This is a genomic window from Flavobacterium sp. (assembly GCF_044360715.1).
In the GTDB taxonomy this organism is placed as follows: Bacteria; Bacteroidota; Bacteroidia; order Flavobacteriales; family Flavobacteriaceae; genus Flavobacterium.
The window spans coordinates 1-19144 of sequence record NZ_JBIKJY010000005.1 but is presented as its reverse complement, the minus strand read 5'-3'; the positions used below and the strand labels follow the sequence as shown (position 1 = coordinate 19144).

Here is a 19144-nt window from a genome sequence, read left to right as displayed (position 1 = left end):
TTTTAATTTAGCGTTTCTTGATAAATTAAGGTTTCTACGGTTTCAAATTCGGTAGGTTTATCTGCATTATGAAAGTATTTAATCAATACTTCGCCCCAAACTTTACCATCAGAAAAGTTAGCAATAATCCATCTATGATTTAAAATTTTTATGTTGTTTATCAAAAACGGATTGTCGCCAATTTGATCGTATGAAACGTATTTATTTCCTTTTTTATCCGCGTTAAAAGCGGTTAAATCTTCTTTTACTTTCGTTTGTAACGCTTTTATATCGTATTCAAAATAATACTCTTGCGCATTTTCATTCGTAGCCAAGGAAAACGTATCATTGTCGCGTAATTTTGCAATGGTATCTTGTGCTTTTTTTAATTCCCTTTTACTAATTGTAGATACTTCTTCGCTTCTTTTCAAGATATTTGAAGAATTTACAAATTGAAAAATATTAATTAATACTGAAAATACGATTCCGTAAAGCAATAAACTTCTTTTCATTTTTATATTTATTTTATTTCTATTTCTAAATTATCGTAAGCCAAAAATACGTTATCTGGCAATTGTTTTTGTACTTCTTCGTGCAATCCTAAAATATGACTAATGTGTGTTAAATACGCTTTTTTAGGTTGCACCAAATTTATAAAATGTATCGCTTCTTCAATGTTAAAATGCGTAGTATGTGGTTCAAATCGTAAAGCATTGATAACCAAAACCTCAACATTTTTAAGTTTTTCTAATTCTGAATCTGCAATGGTTTTTACATCTGTTAAATATACAACATCTTTTATTCTGTACCCAAAAACTTGTAAATTTCCGTGCATCGCATTGATTGGAATTACAGTCTGATTTTTAATCGTAATATTCTGATTATTTACTACTTCAATGGGCAACACAGAAGGCGCACCTGGATATTTATTTTCTTTTTCAAAAATATAATCAAATCGTCTGGCTAAATTTTGCAACACGCGCGAATGTCCGTAAACGGGAATGTCGCCTTGTTTGAAATAAAACGGACGAATATCATCCAAACCAGCTGTATGGTCTGCGTGTTCGTGCGTAAAAAGCAAGGCATCAATATGCGAACAAGTACTGGTAAGCATTTGTTGTCGAAAATCGGGACCGCAATCAATTACTATAGAAAAATCTTCGTCGTGTATCCAAACAGAAACGCGCAATCGTTTGTCTTTTGCATCATCACTTAAACACACAAAATGCGTACTTCCAATTACTGGAATGCCTTGAGATGTACCCGTTCCTAAGAAGTATAATTTCATATGTATGTGATTGACACGCTAAAAAAGTTACCCGCTACTTTTAATAGAAAAGTGCTACTATATAGTAATGGTAGTAATTTCTTTTTTACAAAAATAACAAAATACTCTTGTTAAAACCTATAATTTATTAACTTTGCATAGTAATTTAATTTGCCAAAAAACACATTTGAATAAATGACTACTGAAATCACATTAAGAGGAGACAAAGCAATTGAACAAATTCCTTCTACAAAGGATAAAGCACTCCGTATTAATTTAAACGAAAATATTTACGGAACCTTTGCTGAAATTGGTGCCGGACAAGAAACGGTGAGACATTTTTTCAGAGCTGGAGCTTCTTCTGGTACGATTGCCAAAGCGATGTCTGCCTACGATAAAGATTTTAGTGATGCCATTTACGGAATTGAAGAAGATGGCAGATATGTTACAGAAAGCAGATTAAGAAAAATGCTTACACACGAAACGAAACTTATTGAAGATCGTTTAAAAAGAGACAAGCACCCAAATAAAATGTTTTTTAGTTATGCGAATACCGTAGCCACTATTGATTTTGCAAAACAATTTAAAGGACACGGTTGGGTTGGAATTAAATTTCAAGTAGAACCTGACCAAGCATATAATGAAATTTTAATTCACATTCGTTTTAAAGAAAATGATGCGCGTTTGCAACAAGAAACCTTAGGTATCTTAGGTGTAAACTTAATTTATGGCGCGTTTTACAAACACAATGATGCTAAAAAATTATTGCGTTATTTATACGACCATTTAGAAAAAGACCAAATTGAAATTGATACTATAAATTTCTCAGGTCCAAGTTTTGCAGATGTAGACAACAGATTAATGAGTTTGCAATTGGTAAAATATGGCTTTACAGATGCCGTAATGTTTAATCCGGAAGGAAAGAATATTTTGCCAGCAGCTGTTTTATATAAAAAGAATATTTTAGCGTTACGTGGTAGTTTCCGACCTGTAACTAAAGTAAATATGGATATGTATAAACAGTCTTACGAGATGTTTATACAAGAAAATAAAGTAAGTAAAGAAAATACGTTTGTGGTTTTTGAAATCACGCTTTCTAACCTAAAAGCAGAAGGGGAAATTGACGAAAGAGATTTCTTAGATAGAGCAGAACTTTTATGTGCTTTAGGTCAAACCGTAATGATTTCTAACTTCCAAGAATATTATAAAGTTTTAGAATATTTTTCATCTTTTACAAAATCACGTACTGCTTTAGCGATGGGTGTGAGTAATTTGGTAGAAATTTTTGATGAGAAATACTACCGTCATATGTCGGGTGGAATTTTAGAAGCCTTTGGGAAATTATTTTACAGAGATTTAAAAGTGTATTTATATCCGATGAAAGATCCAGAAACGGGTGAAATTATTACTTCAGAAAACTTAAAAGTGCATCCAAGAATGAAAGAATTGTATAAGTTCTTTAAATACAACGGAAAAGTTACGGATATTGAAAACTATGATGCCAAAACATTAGATATTTTCTCCAGAAAAATATTAAAAATGATTGCTAAAGGCGAATCCGGCTGGGAAGATATGCTACCAGATGGCACCGCAGAAATCATTAAAAAAGACCATTTATTTGGCTATCAAAAAGAAAAAGAATTAGCTAAGATATAAAGTAAAAAATCCCAAACTCTAAAGAATTTGGGATTTTTTTTATAATTTTTTCACTACAAAAGTGACTATTCCCCAAATGATAAAATCATTTTCTTGGGTGATTTCAATTGGTTCAAAGAGTTTGTTTTCTGGGAGTAAGAGTAAACTATTTTCTTGTACTTTAATTCGTTTCACGGTAAATTCTCCATCGATAAAACAAACGGCGATTTTTCCGTCTTGAGGTTCGATACTTTTATCGATTACTAAAATATCACCATCATCAATTCCGGCACCCGTCATAGAATTTCCATTCGCTTTAGCATAAAAAGTAGCCAACGCATTTTTAACCACTATTTGATCAATACTTACACGTGTGCCATCAAAATCTGCTGCTGGAGAAGGAAACCCTGCTTTAATTCCGCTTGAAATATAAGGCATTTCTAAATTGCTTTCCGTATTTGGAATAAAAAACGATAATTTATTTTGTGCTAACATTTTATATCTAATAATTCTGTTATATCTGTAGTGTATTTTTTGGATAAAAAATTTTGTTTCATTTTCCAAGTGCGTTGTAAATCTTGATTCCCGAGTCGGATTTTTCGTTCGCCGGTTTTCAATCGGATGTCATCCATTACTTTCATTAATTTTTCGTGTTTCGGATTTTCTTCTACAAATAAATTAAACTGTTTTTGGTGTTGCGGAATAATATCAGAAATAATAATTCCCGCTTTTGTATAAGTTTCGCCAGGCTGAAACAATTTTTCTAACATTTTAATAGCCGTTGTACTTATTGTTAAACTTGATTGTGTCGCAAAAGGCATCGTTTCGTACAAGGTAAAATTATAACGTTCATTACCTACTTTATACTTGTCTTTTCTGAGATACAAAACCAAACCATAACAACACGATTTTTGCATACGTAATTTTTCGGAAGCTACTGTTGCAAAAGTAGAAACGCGTTCTTTCAATTCATTTAAATTGGTAATTGATTTTTCAAAAGTTCGCGCAACCGCTATGTTTTTTTTAGCTTCTGGTTGTTGCTCCAATTCTAATACGGATTGCCCTAAAAGTTCCGCACGAAGGCGTTTTCCTACCACGCCCATAGTTCTTTTAATAAAATCTTCATTATGAGGTGCTGTAAAGTCATAAGCCGTAACCATTCCAAAGGCCTTCATTTTTTTTGACAACCGGAAACCTATACCCCAAATATCTTCAACTTTTGTCCATTTTAAAGCTTTGATTCGTTTTTCTTCGGAATCAATAACATAAACACCGCCCGTTCTATCTTGAAACTTTTTAGCAATTCTATTGGCCACTTTACTCAGAGCTTTCGTTTCGGCAAAACCGATACAAACTGGAATGCCAATCCATTTTTGCACCCGTTGTTTCATTTGCAAACCACAAGTTTCAAAATTAGTTGTATTGGTATTTTTAAAATTAAGAAAAGCTTCGTCGATACTATAATTTTCAATATCTGGTGTAAAATCTGCAAGCACATCCATTACACGTTTACTTAAATCGCCATACAGCGCATAATTGGATGAAAAAACAACAATTTGATGTTGTTTGATCTCGTTTCTAATTTTAAATTCGGGTACACCCATAGGAATGCCAAGCGCTTTTGCTTCATCACTTCTGGAAATCACACAACCATCGTTATTGGATAAAACGACAACAGGCTTTTTCTTGAATTGAGGTTGAAAAACACGCTCACAAGACACATAAAAATTATTACAATCGACCAATGCAAACATAATGTAAAGGTACAATTTTGACTTGGAAAATAGATTGAAAATTTATTAACAATCGAAATATTTTAAAACAAAAAACCCCAAATTCCTTAATAAATTTGGGGTTTTTATTATATAAAATTTATTCAATTACACGTGTAATGCTCTGTTTGCAGTTGCTGCTAAAGCGGCTTCTTTTATGGCTTCCGCAAAAGTTGGATGTGCGTGAGACATACGAGAAATATCTTCTGCAGATGCTCTAAATTCCATTGCGGTAACGGCTTCTGCAATTAAATCGGCACAACGTGCACCAATCATATGAACCCCTAACACCTCATCTGTTTTGGCATCGGCTAAGATTTTTACAAATCCGTCCGTATCACCACCAGCTCTTGCTCTTCCTAATGCTTTGAATGGGAAACTTCCCGCTTTAAAATCAATGCCTTCTGCTTTCAATTGCTCTTCTGTTTTACCTACAGCTGCAACTTCTGGCCAAGTATATACTACGCCAGGAATTAAGTTATAATCGATATGAGGTTTTTGTCCAGCTAAAATTTCGGCAACCATTACGCCTTCTTCTTCCGCTTTGTGTGCTAACATCGCACCACGAACTACATCGCCAATTGCGTAAATATTTGCTGCTGAAGTTTGTAAATGATTATTTACTTCAATTTGACCTCTATCTGTAACTTTTACTCCTGCTTTTTCTGCATGTAAACCATCCGTATAAGGACGACGACCTACTGAAACTAAAGAATAATCACCTTCTAATGTAATGATTTCTCCTTTTGCATTTTCAGCTTTTACAGTAACTACATCTCCAGCTCTATCAACTGATTGTACTTTGTGAGACGTGTAGAATTTCATACCTTGTTTTTTCAAGACTTTTGTTAATTCTTTAGATAAAGAAGCGTCCATTCCTGGAATAATTCTATCCATAAATTCTACTACAGAAACTTGCGCACCTAATCGTAAATATACTTGTCCTAATTCGATACCGATAACACCTCCACCAATAATTACTAAATGTTTTGGAACTTCTTTTAATTTTAAAGCTTCCGTTGAAGTAATGATTCTGTCTTTATCTAATTTGATAAAAGGTAAGTTTGAAGGTTTAGAACCTGTTGCAATAATGATGTTTTTAGATTCTATGATTTCTGAAGTACCATCTACTTTAGATACCTTAACAGAAGTCGCAGTTTCAAAAGAACCCAATCCTTCAAAAACAGTAACTTTATTTTTATCCATTAAATATTTTACACCACCAGAAGTTTGGTCTACAACCGCTTGTTTTCTGGCAATCATTTTTTCTAAATTAACTTTTACCTCACCAGAAACTTCAATTCCGTGGTCTGCAAAATGTTGTAATTCTTCGTAATGATGTGATGATGCTAATAATGCTTTTGATGGAATACATCCCACATTCAGACACGTTCCGCCAAGCGTTGCGTATTTTTCAATAATTGCTGTTTTAAATCCCAATTGGGCGCAACGAATAGCTGCTACATATCCTCCAGGTCCAGAACCAATAATGGTTACATCAAATTGACTCATAAATATATTTTATAAAATGTTATAGTAAGTTTTCAAAGTACAAAAGTAAAGTTTTTATATAAATATGTATAGCTATTTAGCGAAAAAACTTTACAATTTTTAATTCAACACAAATGAAGTAGAATTTTTTACTTCTCCAATCATAAAAGTACTGTGCGTACTGCCAATATGTTGCAAAGTGGTTAACTTAGTAACCATAAATTCTCGGTATTCTTCCATATCTTTTACGCAAATTTTTAGAATATAATCGTAATCGCCACTTACGTGAAAACATTCTAAAACTTCAGTTAGCGTTACTACTTCTTTTTCAAATTCAGAAATTAAATCTCTTGAATGTTTAATTAATTTAACGTGACAAAACACCACAAAACCTTTATTTATTTTTGTTTTATCTAAAATAGTAACATACTTACGAATAATCCCTTCTCGCTCTAACTTTTTTATCCGTTCATACACAGCCGTTACGGATAAATTTAATTTACTTGATAGTTCTTTTGTTGTTTTTTTAGAATCGATTTGCATCAATTCTAATAGTTTTTTATCAATTGCATCCATTGGTGTCGTAATCTATTTGTTAAAAATACATAAAAAAAACTCTGCTCCACGAAGTTTCTAACTTCGTGGAGGCGATAAAAGTTCTCCGAACTTTACTAATCGGCCTGAGACCGAAAAACACTTCCTCGAAGTCGGGAGACTTTGAGGAGCGGGTCGTAATTTATTTGGTAAAAATACATAAAAAACCTAAATTAATGATAAATAATCTATAATTAATAAATATTTTAGATAAATAAACTAAATATTTAAGGTATTATTGAAATATTAATTTATTATTTTCAATTTTGATAGATAAAAACAAACAACTATGAGCACATTTAATCCAGCCGATAACATACAAGATTTACAGTATTTTGGCGAATTTGGAGGCGTAAACCCTTCTATTTCTGATTCATCTACTTACACGTTTCTATCTGCTAAAACGATGTTTGATACCTTTGAAGGTAACGCAGAAGGGTGTTATTTATATTCCCGACATTCCTCGCCAAGTAATTTATATTTAGATAAAGCGTTAGCAGCAATGGAAGGCACTGAAACTGCAAATGTTTCTGCTTCTGGAATGGGCGCCATTACGCCAACAATTTTACAACTTTGCGGACAAGGCGACCACGTGGTTTCAAGTAGAACTATATACGGAGGAACTTATGCCTTTTTGAAAAATTTCGCACCGAGATTTGGTGTGAAAACTACTTTTGTTGACATTACTAAATTAGACCTTGTGGAAGCTGCCATTACACCTACAACTAAAGTTATATATTGCGAAACGGTGAGTAATCCCTTATTAGAAGTAGCCGATATTGCTTCTTTAGCTAAGATTGCGAAAAAGCACAATCTTAAATTGGTAGTTGACAATACGTTTTCGCCTTTATCGGTATCGCCAGCAAAATTAGGTGCGGATATTGTGATTCATTCTTTAACAAAATACATCAACGGAAGTTCAGATACAGTGGGTGGCGTAACCTGTGCAAGTCAAGAATTTATAAACGATTTAAAAAACGTAAATTCTGGTGCCAGTATGCTTTTAGGCCCTACAATGGACAGTTTGCGTTCGGCATCAGTAATGAAAAACTTAAGAACACTTCATATCCGAATGAAGCAGCACAGTCATAATGCGATGTATTTGGCGAATAAATTTGAAGCAGACGGCATCAAAACCGTTTATCCAGGATTGGCAAGCCATCAAAGTCATACTATATATAAAAATATGATTAACCCAGAATATGGATTTGGAGGTATGATGACCATTGACGTAGGAAGTTTAGAAAAAGCCAATGCCTTGATGGAATTAATGCAAGAAAGAAATTTAGGTTATTTGGCTGTGAGTTTAGGATTTTATAAAACCCTTTTTAGCGCACCAGGAACATCCACTTCTTCTGAAATACCATTAGATGAACAAGCAGAAATGGGTTTAACAGATGGATTAATTCGTTTTTCTATAGGTTTAGATAACGATATTGAAAGAACGTATCAAAGTATGCATATTTGTATGAAAGAATTACAAATTTTGTAAAAAATATTTAAAATCAATATTGTCGGATTTAAACCAGTACATTCAATTTAATTTATTGAAAAAATTATTAGCCACGGATTTTAGGATTAGCACTGATTATATCATTTATATTTATAAAAATCTGTGCTAATCAGTGTAATCAGTGGCTTAAAAAAACATCCATTTATTAGACTAAAGCCAATTAATTTAAATTTTTATCGGACAATTTTGGAAAAAATATTTAATACTTTAAAATCTGATTTAGAAATGAGTCGGATTTTTTTTGTAACAAATGCTTATCTTAGCCAACTAATTCACAAATTAATTTCTTACAATGAAAAACTATATTTTAAGTTTTCTTTTAGTTGGATGTGTGACTTTTGCACAAAAACTAACTATTGAAGAAACCGTAACAGGAGCAAGAAAATATGCTCCCACTTCATTAACAGCTGTTCAATGGAGAAAAGATTCAAAATCCGTTACCCATTTAAGTTCAGATTTTACTAATTTGATGGAAAGAAGCGCTACTTCTGGATGGGCTGTAACTACTTTGGCTACTAAATCGGAATTTGAAGCAGCTTTGAAAGAAGTACTACCAACAGAAGAATTTGTTTTACGCACCTTTCCTTTTTCTATTGAATGGAAAAGCAACAATACATTTCAAACAGAAATTGCTTCAAAAACAAATCAATATCAAGTAACGTATGATGTAATTACTAAAAAAATTACTTCAAAAATTGGCTATGCTTTAGAAGGAAGCCAAGCGCGTTTTGCTTCCAACTCAAATGTAGCTTGGTTAAAAGACAATAACATCAGAATAACGTCAAACAATACAACCATTGAAGTTACAAACGATGAAAATCCAGCTATCGTAAACGGTTCAGATTATGTACATCGTCAAGAATTTGGTATTGATAGAGGAATGTGGTGGAATGCTACAGGGACGCAATTGGCCTATTATAGAAAAGATGAAACTATGGTGGGTAATTATCCGATTATCAACTGGAACGAACGCGAAGCGGTTAACAAAGACCTAAAATACCCTATGGCTGGTATGACCAGTGAGCAGGTTACTTTAATACTATACGATGTAGCTTCAGAAAAAAAAATAACAATTCAAACTGGTGAACCAAAAGACCAATATTTAACGATGGTGTCTTGGGAACCTTCAGGAAAATATATTTTTGTTGGAATCTTAAATCGTGACCAAAATCATTTAAAATTCAATAAATATGATGCCATAACAGGTGCTTTTGTAAAAACGTTATTTGAGGAAAAAGCTACTACATGGGTTGAACCACAACACGCTTTGACTTTCGTACCAAACAATCCGAATCAATTTATTTATCAAACGGATTTTAATGGATACAATCAAATGTATTTGTACACTACCGATGGAAAATTACTTAAAAACTTAGGTTTTAAAGATGTGGTTGTTACCAATTTGTTAGGTTTTGATGCTACCAACACAAAAATTAATTACATCGGAACGGCAAATAATGGATTAGACAGACAACTTTATCAGGTTGACATTAAATCAGGAAAAACAATTCAGTTAACCACAATTTCTGGAACACATAATGCATCTGTTTCTTCTGATGGTATGCTGGTTTTAGACCAATATAGTAATGCAACTACTCCAAATGAAGTTTCTATTTTAAACATAAAAACAAGAATAGCAACTACTACTTTGGTTAAAGCCGATAATCCGTTTACAGGAAAAATTGATTTGCCAAGAATTGAAATGGTTTCACTAACAGCTGCAGATGGCACAACACCATTAAACGGAAGATTAATTTATCCAGCCAATTTTGATGCGACTAAAAAATATCCTGTAATGATATATGTATATGGTGGTTCGCACGCACAATTGGTAACTAACAAATGGTTAGGAGGCGCTGGTTATTTTGATATGTATATGGCACAACAAGGGTATGTAGTATTTACGTTAGATAATAGAGGTAGTGATGCACGTGGAAAAAAATTCTGTGACGTAACACACCGAAATTTAGGCGTAAACGAAATGGCAGACCAAATGAAAGGTGTTGCCTTTTTAAAATCGAAGTCATTTGTAGATGCGGAAAAAATTGGAGTTTTCGGGTGGAGTTTTGGTGGGTTTATTACGACTTCCCTTCTTACTTCGCAACCAGATACTTTTAAAGTAGGTGTGGCTGGCGGACCTGTAATTGATTGGAAATACTATGAAATTATGTATGGAGAACGTTATATGGATACCCCACAAGATAATCCAGAAGGCTATGCAAAAACATCCTTATTAGATAAAGTAAAAAACTTAAAAGGAAGATTATTAATTATTCACGGAGCTCAAGATCCAGTTGTTGTGCAACAACACAGTATGAATTTCATTGAAGCATCTATAAAAGCAGGAAAACAAGTGGATTATTTTTTATACCCAAATCACGAACATAATGTAAGTGGTAGAGATAGAATTCACATGTATGCGAAAATCGCGGATTACTTCGATGTGCATTTGAAGAGATAATGAGTCTATTTGCCAATAAAATTAAAATCCGTCCCGAAGTAATCAAGACGGATTTTGTATTTATGTTATGACATTTAAGACAATTTACTAATAAACCTTGAATAGGGATCTTTAAACTGAAAGCCATCTTCGGTTCTTTCCTTTGATAGTTTTTTGTATTCCACTAAAGCCCAAAGGATAAATTCTTTAAGGAAATATTGGTCTATAACAGGAATTTCTGGTTGGTATTTTTGAATTAATTTTTCTAATGGTTGTACCTCATCTAAGATGTTTTTGTAAACTTCATCGGAGCAATCATCTGTTAATTCAAAACCTGATTCATTGAAAAACCATTCGGTAATTTCGGTATAAGGTGTAGTTACATCTTGTTTCTCCAGTTTTTCAATTTTAGGAAAATAACCTGGGAAAAAAGTATGAATCGCATTGGCAATTAAATATTGCGCCACTACTCCAGCACCTTCTTGTTCGCCTTCGTAAACCAATTCTACTTTTCCGGTTATGGCTGGAATAATTCCTAAGAAATCAGACAAACGAACCGTTGTATTTTCTTCTGCATTTAGTAAGGCCCTGCGTTCGGCAGTGCTAATTAAATTCTCATAAGCGGTAATGCTCATTCTAGCAGAAACGCCACTTTTCGCATCTATATATTCGGATTCTCTTGCTTCAAAACCTACTTGCTCCAATAAATCTTTTGCTAAATTTGGCACATGTACTAAAGACGATTGATTTTCATCTAACTTAGCTTCTTGGGTGGTAATAATTTTAGCAATTTCAATAGTTTCAGGATAATGCGTTAAAATTTGCGAACCAATTCTGTCTTTCAACGGCGTTACTATACTGCCTCGATTGGTATAATCTTCTGGATTTGCAGTAAAAATAAATTGTAAATCTAACGGCATTCTTAATTTAAACCCACGGATTTGAATGTCGCCTTCTTGCAAAATATTGAATAACGCTACTTGAATACGAGCTTGTAAATCAGGTAATTCGTTAATTACAAAAATACATCTGTTGGCACGAGGAATCATCCCGAAATGAATCACACGTTCGTCTGCATAGGATAGTTTTAAATTGGCTGCTTTTATTGGATCTACATCACCAATTAAATCCGCCACAGTTACATCTGGAGTGGCTAATTTTTCAAAAAAACGTTCGCTTCTATGTAACCAAGAAATAGGCGTATCATTTCCTTTTTCAGCAATCAAATCTATTGCAAAACGAGAAATTGGATGTAACGGATCGTCATTAATTTCAGAACCCGTAACAAACGGAATATATTCGTCTAAAAGTTCGACCATTTTTCGAGCCAAACGTGTTTTTGCTTGTCCGCGTAATCCTAATAAATTAATATTATGACGTGATAAAATAGCACGCTCCAATTCTGGAATTACAGAATTTTCAAAACCATGAACTCCAGTAAAAGTTGGCTGCTTGGCTATTAGTTTATTTCTTAAATTGGTACGCAACTCCTCTTTTATGTTTTTAGATTGATATCCCGATTGTATCAATTCACCTAGTGTTTTTATATGTGTCATACTATTTTTTTAAACGCTATTTAGCTACTGCTTTTAATTTAACTTCTTTGATTTGATACTACTTAACCCGTTGAGTATAATTATTAAAATTGTTATTAATTATTCTCTTTTTGCCACGAATTCTCGAATATCTAAATACCTATCGAAAAAATTAGATCATCTTTGATGATAATTCGAACTATATCGAAAACTTAATCCGAAAAATTCGACAATTCGTGGCAAAATTATTTTTAATTTTAATTACACCCAACTGGTTAATGCTTATTTCAATTTCTTTTTTCTATTGGCTTCATAATCTTGGAAAATCATTTCTCCTAAACCACTTAAACCCGTGTAGAACGCTTTTCCTTGATTGGCTTCGGTGAATTTATCTACAAATTGTTGCAAATAGGGATCGTTGGCAATCATAAAAGTTGTAATAGGAATGTGTAATTTTCTGGCTTGAGCCGCTTGCGTATAGCATTTTTCAACAATATACTCGTCTAAACCGTTACTATTCATATAATACGAGCCGTCTTTTTCTCGAACACAGCTTGGCTTTCCGTCGGTAATCATAAAAATTTGTTTGTTGGTATTGCGTTTTCTTCGCAACATATCCATTGCTAATTGCAAACCTGCAACAGTGTTAGTATGATAGGGTCCCACTTTTAGAAAAGGTAATTCTTTTATAGAAATAGGCCAAGCATCGTTACCAAAAACTAAAATATCAATGGTGTCTTTCGGATAACGAGTAGTGATAAGTTCCGCCAACGCCATCGCTACTTTTTTGGCAGGCGTAATTCGGTCTTCGCCGTATAAAATCATACTATGGGAAATGTCTATCATTAAAACAGTACTCATTTGCGATTTGTAATGCGTATCTTCAATTACCAAATCATTTTCGGTAAGTTGAAACTCGCCAATTCCATTATTGATTTGTGCGTTTTTTAGACTTTCCGTTAATGAAATTCTATCTAAGCTATCCCCAAAATTATAACTTCTAAGTTCGCCTGTGAGTTCATCGCCACCGCCAAGATGTTTCGATTTATGATTGCCGCTACCCGATTTATTTAAATTTCCAAATATTTGATCTAAAGCGGCTTGACGAATAAGTCGTTCCGTTTTTGAAGTAATGGTAACCTCGCCTGCGCCATCGCCCGTAATTTCTTCACGAATGAATCCTTTTTTCTTTAAATCTTCAATAAAATCTTCAATGGAATAGTCTGGCGTAGTTAATTTGTATTCGGCATCAAGTTCGCGTAGCCAATCTATAGCTTCTTCGAAATCACCAGAAGTATGGACAATTAACTCTTTAAAAACACCAAAAAGCACTTCGAACGGTGTCTTAAATGGCTTTTCATACGTTTTAAAATAGAATCCTTTTTTCATACCATAAAAATACAAGGTTTATATTTTATAACATAAAAACGAATACTAATTTTTAGTTAAAACTAATAAAACTTACCGTCCACATAAAACCAATTGTTTTGGAAAAGTATAAACGTTGATTTTTCGTGATGAATTTGTGGGGTTTTGTTTTCATCTAAGAAGTAGGCTTTAAATTCTACCGTATTTTCAGTACTGTTTAGAATTTCTAATTTCTGCCACGTATTTTGTTGTGCCCAAGCTAAAATATCTGATTTATTCGTGTATTTTTTTTGAGATACGTGTGTGGTTTTGTATAAATATTCAGCATTCTGAAGACAAAATGCTGTAAATCTGGAACGCATTAACTTTTCAGCAGTGGGTACAATTAAGTGCTCCTGAATATAAGGCAAACAACATTCTTGGATGCTAATTTGGCTGCCACAAGGGCAAAGTTTAGGGTCTTCCATTTTGGATTTTAAGTACTAAATGTTTCAGCAAAACCTGATATTTACTTAATTCAATTAAATGGTCATCTGACACCACTTCATCTATTAAATTTTCCACTTCCTCACTCACTTCAAGCAGCAAAAGCTGGGCAGTATCCCAATCTTTTTTGGCTAACAAATCAATAATTGTTTGAACTTTTGGTTTTAAATTAACTAATTGTTGAGAATGCATTATTGGTTTTTAAGCGATTGCTTGTATTGTTCTAATATAGATGCTTTTTTAGCTGCAGACGTTTGTTTTGTTTTTTGAATTTTCTTCAAATGATTGTCCAATTGCTTTTTATGCTTTTCTTTATTTATGGCATTATTTCTTCCCATGTTGCAAAATTTTCTTCAAATTTACGAAACTTTCATTGGTATTACTCAATTCAGTCAGCATTTTCCTCTTTATTTCTTCAAAATCATCGAAAATTAAGTGTTTCGCCCAAGAAGTAGTTTGCAACACATTTTTAATTTCTTTTATTCGTTTTGCTGTGTCGGAAGCATTTCTTACTATTTGATGGGCATAGTTTGGATGATTTTTATGATTAAAATGCACCTCATTTTTTGCTTCATTTATTTCAGTAAAAAACAATTTTTCAGTGTCATTATTGGGATGAAAATCAGTCCATTTGGCAAATCCTACAATTTCAGTTTGATTTTTATAGTCCGCATTCGTTATCAATCTCCAACGGCAATTGGCAGTTCTTCCCCAATGGTTTGATTTTCTGTAAACACCTATTTCTGAATAATAATACGCACTTCCGGAAGCACTTTTGTAACCTAATTTTAAATCTGCAACTGCAGAATCTTCTACTTGCTGAAACAAGCAAAACGTATGTTTGTGAAAATTAAATTTATTGTAACTATTCATTTCACAAAGATAGTGATATCTATTTTGGGATTTTAAACGATTTTATTAATACTAAAAAAATTATTACATTTGCCTTTAATAAATAACTGAATTTTCAGCATAACCATTTAGAAAAAAAACAATGAAACAAGTAGTACTATTATTTTCGGCATTAATATTAATTTCTTGCAATAAATTTAAAGTTGAAGGAACTGCAAAAGGAGTAAAAGACGGCACCAAAGTATTTTTAGAAGGTTCTGGAGAAATGGGCCCTATTGCAATGGATACGGTAGAAGTCAAAGAAGGAAAGTTTCAATTTGAAGGAAAAAGCGAACTTCCAGAAATTGGAATTATTAGTATTGATGGTGTAATTGATCCACAATATCAATCAAAAAAAGCACTTCCTTTTATTATTGAAAGTGGTACGATAGAAATTGCTTTTGACACCAAAGACATTCAGAAATCTAGAATTTCAGGAACTACTGACAATGACTTGTTTCAAAAATATACAGATGAATCGGTTGTTATTAACAAACCGATAATGGATTTTCAGAAGAACAACAATGAAGCAATGAAAAAAGCTATGGAAACGAATGATGTAGCTGTTCAGACGCAATTAAATCAAGAATATGGCAAACTAGCGCAGTCTATTTCTGCTAAGATGGATGCGAAATCTAAAGATTTTATGAAAAACAATCCGAGTTCTATACTTTCGATGTTGTTTTTAGAAAATTATGTTAGTAGAGGAATGATGCAAGGAAAAGATGCCAAAGAAGCATTTGATAAATTAGACAAAAAATTACACGGAACAAAAAGCGGTAAAAATGTAAAAAAAGCATTAGACGCGCAATTAAAAGCGGCTGCTCCAGAAAAAAAAAAGTAAATAAGGCACCTGATTTTTCAGCAAAAACGCCAGATGCCAAAACCGTTTCGTTAAAAGAATCGTTAGGAAAAGTTACTATTATTGATTTTTGGGCTTCGTGGTGCGGACCTTGTAGAGCAGAAAATCCAAATGTAGTTGGCATTTATAATGAATTACACAGTAAAGGTTTAAATATTATTGGTGTTTCATTAGATGAAGACGCTGCAAAATGGAAAGCTGCTATTGCAAAAGACAAATTAACGTGGACTCAGGTTTCTAATTTAAAAGGTTGGGAAGATCCTATTGCAATGCTGTATGAAGTTGATGGCATTCCAGCCACTTTTATTTTAGATGCAAAAGGAAATATTATTGCCAAAAATCTTAGAGGTGACGAATTGAAAGCCAAAATTAAAGAAGTATTAGGTGTAAAATAATACCTAAACTGATAAAAATCAATCCCATTTTGAACATAATTTCAAAATGGGATTTTTTATACTTTTAGTTTTCAGAATGTTATAAAATAATTTACATATTACCCAAAAATAAGTTTGCAACAATAAAAAACAATTATATATTTGCAATCGAAATGGCCTGGGGAGATACTCAAGCGGCCAACGAGGGCAGACTGTAAATCTGCTGTGAAAACTTCGCAGGTTCGAATCCTGCTCTCCCCACAAAAGCACTTCTAACGAGGTGCTTTTTTTATAGTTATTGGTAAAATATCTAAAAACTGCTTTCATACACTATCCATACACTATCTATACACTAACTACGGAGTATCTATACACCATCTACGAAGTAACTCTGTTTTATTAAGACAAAGTTTACTAGTTAACATATTTATTTTTGAGGTAGTAGCATTCAACAAATTAAAAGTCCCTTTGATGATTTGTAAGAAAATAGTATTATATTTGATTTATATAAAAAGCGAAACAAAACATTCGCATATATACAAGTTACCAGCTATTATGAGAAAAACCCTATTCACGATAATATTTTCTATTGGACTTTGTAGCCAGATTTTTGGACAAAATGGAATTTATGTTGATCCTTTTACTATTTCAGTAAGGCCTATCAAACCGGATACTGAAATTAAGCTATGTGTAGATTCAGAAGTGTACGGTCGAATTAGAGAATTTGAAGTCGTTGAAATTTCAGATCAAGCAATTTTTGGAAAAAAAATTTACGCCATAGAATCTTGCAGAGAATTTATCGAATGGCCTAGTGCGAATAAAAATAATAATGCAAAGAAATTATATAGCAGAGATGTTTTTAAACTTGTATTAAAATTCCAACGCCCCAAGTATTTAGAAGGAGTTTACATAGAAAATGAAGCACTGCTAAAAAACAATGTTGGCGGTCAGGAATTTTATATTGAAGATCTATATGAACTTTACTTGTCATATGGCAAAATTGAAATTAGACGATAATCACAGGCGTTAACAGGCGTTTTGCAAAAGCGTGGGTTTGGTGCTTCTATGACAGTGAAGTGCTAAATTCAAGCTTTGTGCATCTAATGAACTGTAGTGCTGAAAATCCCCGCCTTCGCAAAGCGGCAAACCGTTAACAGCAACCCTAACAGACCACACTAACAACAAGATGACAAGCAAATATTTTGATAAATTATTAGCGGAAATTTCAAAAACAGGGAAACCAAATCTTGAAGACAGCGAATATATTAGTCAGTTTTTTATACCTATAAATTCGACAAGAAATTCAATTTTAGAAGAACAAGATAAAATTCCAGAATACTTGTATTTCTTAAATTCGGGTTTTATGCGACTATTTTACTATGACCAAAACGGAGAAGAACAAACAACTTTTTTGTGTTCGCAAAATGGTTTCATTGCATCATTCTCATCATTGATAAATCAGACCAAAGCGACAGAAAATGTAGAGTGTATTACGGATTGTGAATTATTGAAAATATCTTTCGTAAATGCAAAACAACTTGTAGACAAAAGCGAAATTTTCAAAAACTTTTTTTTATTAATGTTTGAAAAGTCTATTTCATTAGCAACATTAAGAGCCAATGACTTAGCATCATTAAATGCTGACCAACGCTACCAAAAAATGATAGACCAACAAGCACACTTTATTCAAAATATTCCACTACAATACATTGCTTCATATTTAGGAATAAAACCACAAAGTCTGAGTAGAATTAGAAAACAGGCCATTAAGTAACATTTGTGAAGTAGAATAAAATTTTGTTTTTTGACATTTGCATTTCATTTAATAACATTTATAAAATGGAAACATTGCAAGAAATCTTAAAACAACTGCCCACTGCATTTGGACAGTCCTTAATGAATTACGGGATTATCGTAATTGTTTATTTAGTAGTGTGGAAACTATTAAAAAAACGACTTAAAAATTGGAGAATACAATTGAAAGAACGTGTTGATGCAAATCAAATCAAGTCAGAATTGTTAAACAGTCTCTTTACTTTAATGGTAAGTACCATATTTGTACTTATAATTTATTCTTTAAAATCACTTGGTTACACGAAAATCTATACAGATATAAATGAGTATCCTAAATTCTTTGCTTATGGTGGATTTTTTATTTTTTTGCTATTTGACGACACTTGGTTTTATTGGATACACCGACTTTTGCACCACCCTAAAATTTTCAAGTACATACACAAAGTACACCATAAAAGTATTGATGTTAATCCATTTACATCGCTATCCTTCCATTGGGCAGAAGCTTTATTACTCACATTTTGGATTGTACCAGTCAGTATGATTTTTCCAATGTACGTTCCTGCACTTGGAATATTACAGATTTGGGGGTTTTTAGACAATATAAAATCACATCTTGGGTACGAATTTTTTCCAAGTTGGTGGAATAAAAGTTTTGGGAAATTAATGACATCAAGCACACACCATAATATGCACCACAGTAAATTTAATGGTAATTATGGCGTTCATTTTCGTATTTGGGACAGACTTTTGGGAACAGAATTTAATGACTACGAAAAGACATTTGACGAAATACAAGACCGAAAAAAGGGCAGCCGATAACACGGGTTTGGCAAAAGTGGCGGTTCAGTGCTTCGTATGAGCGTTTTTCGTAGATTTGAACATTCGTGCTTCGTATGAATATTTGTGGTGAAAATAGCCACCTTCGCCAAGCCCGAAACCGTTGTGTGCTATTTTAAAAAAAAACGTACCGAGATTAAACCTTTCAATGAAAATAATATCTAACCAAGTATAACTATCAAAATAAATAAAATATGATTAGAACATTTTTATTATTTGTCGTGATTTTTACCCTTGGTTGTAACAAGGATGACGACAATCCAAATCCTTCAAATCCTAATGTTATTCCTTACCAAGAAGGTT

20 protein-coding genes and 1 tRNA gene are annotated in these 19144 nt (G+C 32.9%); 9 read left to right on the top strand and 12 right to left on the bottom strand.

Annotated elements, in window-relative coordinates:
* Positions 1 to 2: 2 nt before the first annotated feature.
* Positions 3 to 491 (bottom strand): hypothetical protein, encoded by a 489-nt coding sequence (locus ACIQ16_RS02570; protein ID WP_396148413.1) that lies wholly within the window; start codon positions 489 to 491, stop codon positions 3 to 5.
* A gap of 8 nt (positions 492 to 499) precedes the next feature.
* Entirely contained in the window at positions 500 to 1267 is a 768-nt protein-coding gene (locus ACIQ16_RS02565; RefSeq protein WP_396148412.1) for an MBL fold metallo-hydrolase, read from the bottom strand.
* Positions 1268 to 1441: 174 nt separating this feature from the next.
* On the opposite strand from ACIQ16_RS02565, the gene ACIQ16_RS02560 reads away from it, so the two are divergent.
* Positions 1442 to 2902: a TonB-dependent receptor gene (locus ACIQ16_RS02560; RefSeq protein ID WP_396148411.1), complete on the top strand. Its 1461-nt coding sequence runs from the start codon at positions 1442 to 1444 to the stop codon at positions 2900 to 2902.
* Between the two features lie 39 nt (positions 2903 to 2941).
* Here ACIQ16_RS02560 and ACIQ16_RS02555 read toward each other — a convergent pair whose 3' ends face one another.
* The 4 genes from ACIQ16_RS02555 to ACIQ16_RS02540 form a co-directional block, all read right to left on the bottom strand.
* The gene (locus ACIQ16_RS02555) at positions 2942 to 3376 is read right to left on the bottom strand and encodes a LexA family protein (RefSeq protein ID WP_396148410.1); all 435 of its coding nucleotides are present in this window, start codon (positions 3374 to 3376) and stop codon (positions 2942 to 2944) included.
* Positions 3370 to 4635 carry a Y-family DNA polymerase gene (locus ACIQ16_RS02550; protein ID WP_396148409.1) on the bottom strand — a complete coding sequence of 422 codons (1266 nt, stop codon included), beginning with the start codon at positions 4633 to 4635 and terminating at the stop codon, positions 3370 to 3372. Before ACIQ16_RS02550 ends, ACIQ16_RS02555 begins: the two co-directional genes overlap by 7 nt.
* 126 nt (positions 4636 to 4761) lie before the next feature.
* Entirely contained in the window at positions 4762 to 6165 is a 1404-nt protein-coding gene (gene lpdA, locus ACIQ16_RS02545) for a dihydrolipoyl dehydrogenase (protein ID WP_396148408.1), read from the bottom strand.
* A gap of 99 nt (positions 6166 to 6264) precedes the next feature.
* Complete coding sequence (locus ACIQ16_RS02540; RefSeq protein WP_291241352.1) at positions 6265 to 6720, bottom strand: Lrp/AsnC family transcriptional regulator; 456 nt, start codon at positions 6718 to 6720, stop codon at positions 6265 to 6267.
* Positions 6721 to 7027: 307 nt separating this feature from the next.
* On the opposite strand from ACIQ16_RS02540, the gene ACIQ16_RS02535 reads away from it, so the two are divergent.
* Both ACIQ16_RS02535 and ACIQ16_RS02530 read left to right on the top strand, forming a co-directional pair.
* Positions 7028 to 8230, top strand: a complete 1203-nt coding sequence (locus ACIQ16_RS02535) for an aminotransferase class I/II-fold pyridoxal phosphate-dependent enzyme (RefSeq protein ID WP_396148407.1) — start codon at positions 7028 to 7030, stop codon at positions 8228 to 8230.
* Positions 8231 to 8543: 313 nt separating this feature from the next.
* Positions 8544 to 10712, top strand: coding sequence for a DPP IV N-terminal domain-containing protein (locus ACIQ16_RS02530; protein WP_396148406.1), 2169 nt, complete (start codon positions 8544 to 8546; stop codon positions 10710 to 10712).
* A 74-nt stretch (positions 10713 to 10786) separates the two neighbouring features.
* On the opposite strand, the gene ACIQ16_RS02525 is transcribed toward ACIQ16_RS02530, so the two are convergent.
* From ACIQ16_RS02525 to ACIQ16_RS02500, 6 genes are all read right to left on the bottom strand, one after another.
* Positions 10787 to 12247 carry an AAA family ATPase gene (locus ACIQ16_RS02525; protein ID WP_396148405.1) on the bottom strand — a complete coding sequence of 487 codons (1461 nt, stop codon included), beginning with the start codon at positions 12245 to 12247 and terminating at the stop codon, positions 10787 to 10789.
* Between the two features lie 261 nt (positions 12248 to 12508).
* Entirely contained in the window at positions 12509 to 13615 is a 1107-nt protein-coding gene (locus ACIQ16_RS02520) for a VWA domain-containing protein (RefSeq protein ID WP_396148404.1), read from the bottom strand.
* A gap of 62 nt (positions 13616 to 13677) precedes the next feature.
* A complete protein-coding gene (locus tag ACIQ16_RS02515) occupies positions 13678 to 14061 on the bottom strand; it encodes a YchJ family protein (RefSeq protein WP_396148403.1) in 384 nt (127 codons plus the stop codon).
* Positions 14048 to 14272: a hypothetical protein gene (locus tag ACIQ16_RS02510; RefSeq protein WP_396148402.1), complete on the bottom strand. Its 225-nt coding sequence runs from the start codon at positions 14270 to 14272 to the stop codon at positions 14048 to 14050. The genes ACIQ16_RS02515 and ACIQ16_RS02510 overlap by 14 nt, the downstream gene beginning before the upstream one ends.
* A complete protein-coding gene (locus ACIQ16_RS02505) occupies positions 14272 to 14418 on the bottom strand; it encodes a hypothetical protein (protein WP_396148401.1) in 147 nt (48 codons plus the stop codon). The genes ACIQ16_RS02510 and ACIQ16_RS02505 overlap by 1 nt, the downstream gene beginning before the upstream one ends.
* The gene (locus tag ACIQ16_RS02500) at positions 14405 to 14953 is read right to left on the bottom strand and encodes a hypothetical protein (RefSeq protein WP_396148400.1); all 549 of its coding nucleotides are present in this window, start codon (positions 14951 to 14953) and stop codon (positions 14405 to 14407) included. The genes ACIQ16_RS02505 and ACIQ16_RS02500 overlap by 14 nt, the downstream gene beginning before the upstream one ends.
* A 121-nt stretch (positions 14954 to 15074) precedes the next feature.
* On the opposite strand from ACIQ16_RS02500, the gene ACIQ16_RS02495 reads away from it, so the two are divergent.
* From ACIQ16_RS02495 to ACIQ16_RS02470, 6 genes are all read left to right on the top strand, one after another.
* On the top strand, positions 15075 to 15815 hold the full coding sequence (locus tag ACIQ16_RS02495) for a DUF4369 domain-containing protein (RefSeq protein ID WP_396148399.1): 741 nt from the start codon (positions 15075 to 15077) through the stop codon (positions 15813 to 15815).
* A complete protein-coding gene (locus tag ACIQ16_RS02490) occupies positions 15770 to 16228 on the top strand; it encodes a TlpA family protein disulfide reductase (protein ID WP_396148539.1) in 459 nt (152 codons plus the stop codon). The genes ACIQ16_RS02495 and ACIQ16_RS02490 overlap by 46 nt, the downstream gene beginning before the upstream one ends.
* Before the next feature lie 159 nt (positions 16229 to 16387).
* A tRNA-Tyr gene (locus ACIQ16_RS02485) sits at positions 16388 to 16468 on the top strand.
* Positions 16469 to 16762: 294 nt separating this feature from the next.
* Positions 16763 to 17224 carry a hypothetical protein gene (locus ACIQ16_RS02480; protein WP_396148398.1) on the top strand — a complete coding sequence of 154 codons (462 nt, stop codon included), beginning with the start codon at positions 16763 to 16765 and terminating at the stop codon, positions 17222 to 17224.
* Positions 17225 to 17393: 169 nt separating this feature from the next.
* Positions 17394 to 17981, top strand: coding sequence for a Crp/Fnr family transcriptional regulator (locus ACIQ16_RS02475; protein ID WP_396148397.1), 588 nt, complete (start codon positions 17394 to 17396; stop codon positions 17979 to 17981).
* A 65-nt stretch (positions 17982 to 18046) separates the two neighbouring features.
* Positions 18047 to 18823, top strand: coding sequence for a sterol desaturase family protein (locus ACIQ16_RS02470; protein ID WP_396148396.1), 777 nt, complete (start codon positions 18047 to 18049; stop codon positions 18821 to 18823).
* The last annotated feature ends 321 nt before the right edge of the window (positions 18824 to 19144 follow it).

Excerpts from the sequence above, each read along its gene's own strand:
- ACIQ16_RS02570 (WP_396148413.1), bottom strand. The coding sequence starts at position 491 with ATGAAAAGAAGTTTATTGCTTTACGGAATCGTATTTTCAGTATTAATT.
- ACIQ16_RS02565 (WP_396148412.1), bottom strand. The coding sequence starts at position 1,267 with ATGAAATTATACTTCTTAGGAACGGGTACATCTCAAGGCATTCCAGTA.
- ACIQ16_RS02560 (WP_396148411.1), top strand. The coding sequence starts at position 1,442 with ATGACTACTGAAATCACATTAAGAGGAGACAAAGCAATTGAACAAATT.
- ACIQ16_RS02555 (WP_396148410.1), bottom strand. The coding sequence starts at position 3,376 with ATGTTAGCACAAAATAAATTATCGTTTTTTATTCCAAATACGGAAAGC.
- ACIQ16_RS02550 (WP_396148409.1), bottom strand. The coding sequence starts at position 4,635 with ATGTTTGCATTGGTCGATTGTAATAATTTTTATGTGTCTTGTGAGCGT.
- lpdA (WP_396148408.1), bottom strand. The coding sequence starts at position 6,165 with ATGAGTCAATTTGATGTAACCATTATTGGTTCTGGACCTGGAGGATAT.
- ACIQ16_RS02540 (WP_291241352.1), bottom strand. The coding sequence starts at position 6,720 with ATGGATGCAATTGATAAAAAACTATTAGAATTGATGCAAATCGATTCT.
- ACIQ16_RS02535 (WP_396148407.1), top strand. The coding sequence starts at position 7,028 with ATGAGCACATTTAATCCAGCCGATAACATACAAGATTTACAGTATTTT.
- ACIQ16_RS02530 (WP_396148406.1), top strand. The coding sequence starts at position 8,544 with ATGAAAAACTATATTTTAAGTTTTCTTTTAGTTGGATGTGTGACTTTT.
- ACIQ16_RS02525 (WP_396148405.1), bottom strand. The coding sequence starts at position 12,247 with ATGACACATATAAAAACACTAGGTGAATTGATACAATCGGGATATCAA.
- ACIQ16_RS02520 (WP_396148404.1), bottom strand. The coding sequence starts at position 13,615 with ATGAAAAAAGGATTCTATTTTAAAACGTATGAAAAGCCATTTAAGACA.
- ACIQ16_RS02515 (WP_396148403.1), bottom strand. The coding sequence starts at position 14,061 with ATGGAAGACCCTAAACTTTGCCCTTGTGGCAGCCAAATTAGCATCCAA.
- ACIQ16_RS02510 (WP_396148402.1), bottom strand. The coding sequence starts at position 14,272 with ATGCATTCTCAACAATTAGTTAATTTAAAACCAAAAGTTCAAACAATT.
- ACIQ16_RS02505 (WP_396148401.1), bottom strand. The coding sequence starts at position 14,418 with ATGGGAAGAAATAATGCCATAAATAAAGAAAAGCATAAAAAGCAATTG.
- ACIQ16_RS02500 (WP_396148400.1), bottom strand. The coding sequence starts at position 14,953 with ATGAATAGTTACAATAAATTTAATTTTCACAAACATACGTTTTGCTTG.
- ACIQ16_RS02495 (WP_396148399.1), top strand. The coding sequence starts at position 15,075 with ATGAAACAAGTAGTACTATTATTTTCGGCATTAATATTAATTTCTTGC.
- ACIQ16_RS02480 (WP_396148398.1), top strand. The coding sequence starts at position 16,763 with ATGAGAAAAACCCTATTCACGATAATATTTTCTATTGGACTTTGTAGC.
- ACIQ16_RS02475 (WP_396148397.1), top strand. The coding sequence starts at position 17,394 with ATGACAAGCAAATATTTTGATAAATTATTAGCGGAAATTTCAAAAACA.
- ACIQ16_RS02470 (WP_396148396.1), top strand. The coding sequence starts at position 18,047 with ATGGAAACATTGCAAGAAATCTTAAAACAACTGCCCACTGCATTTGGA.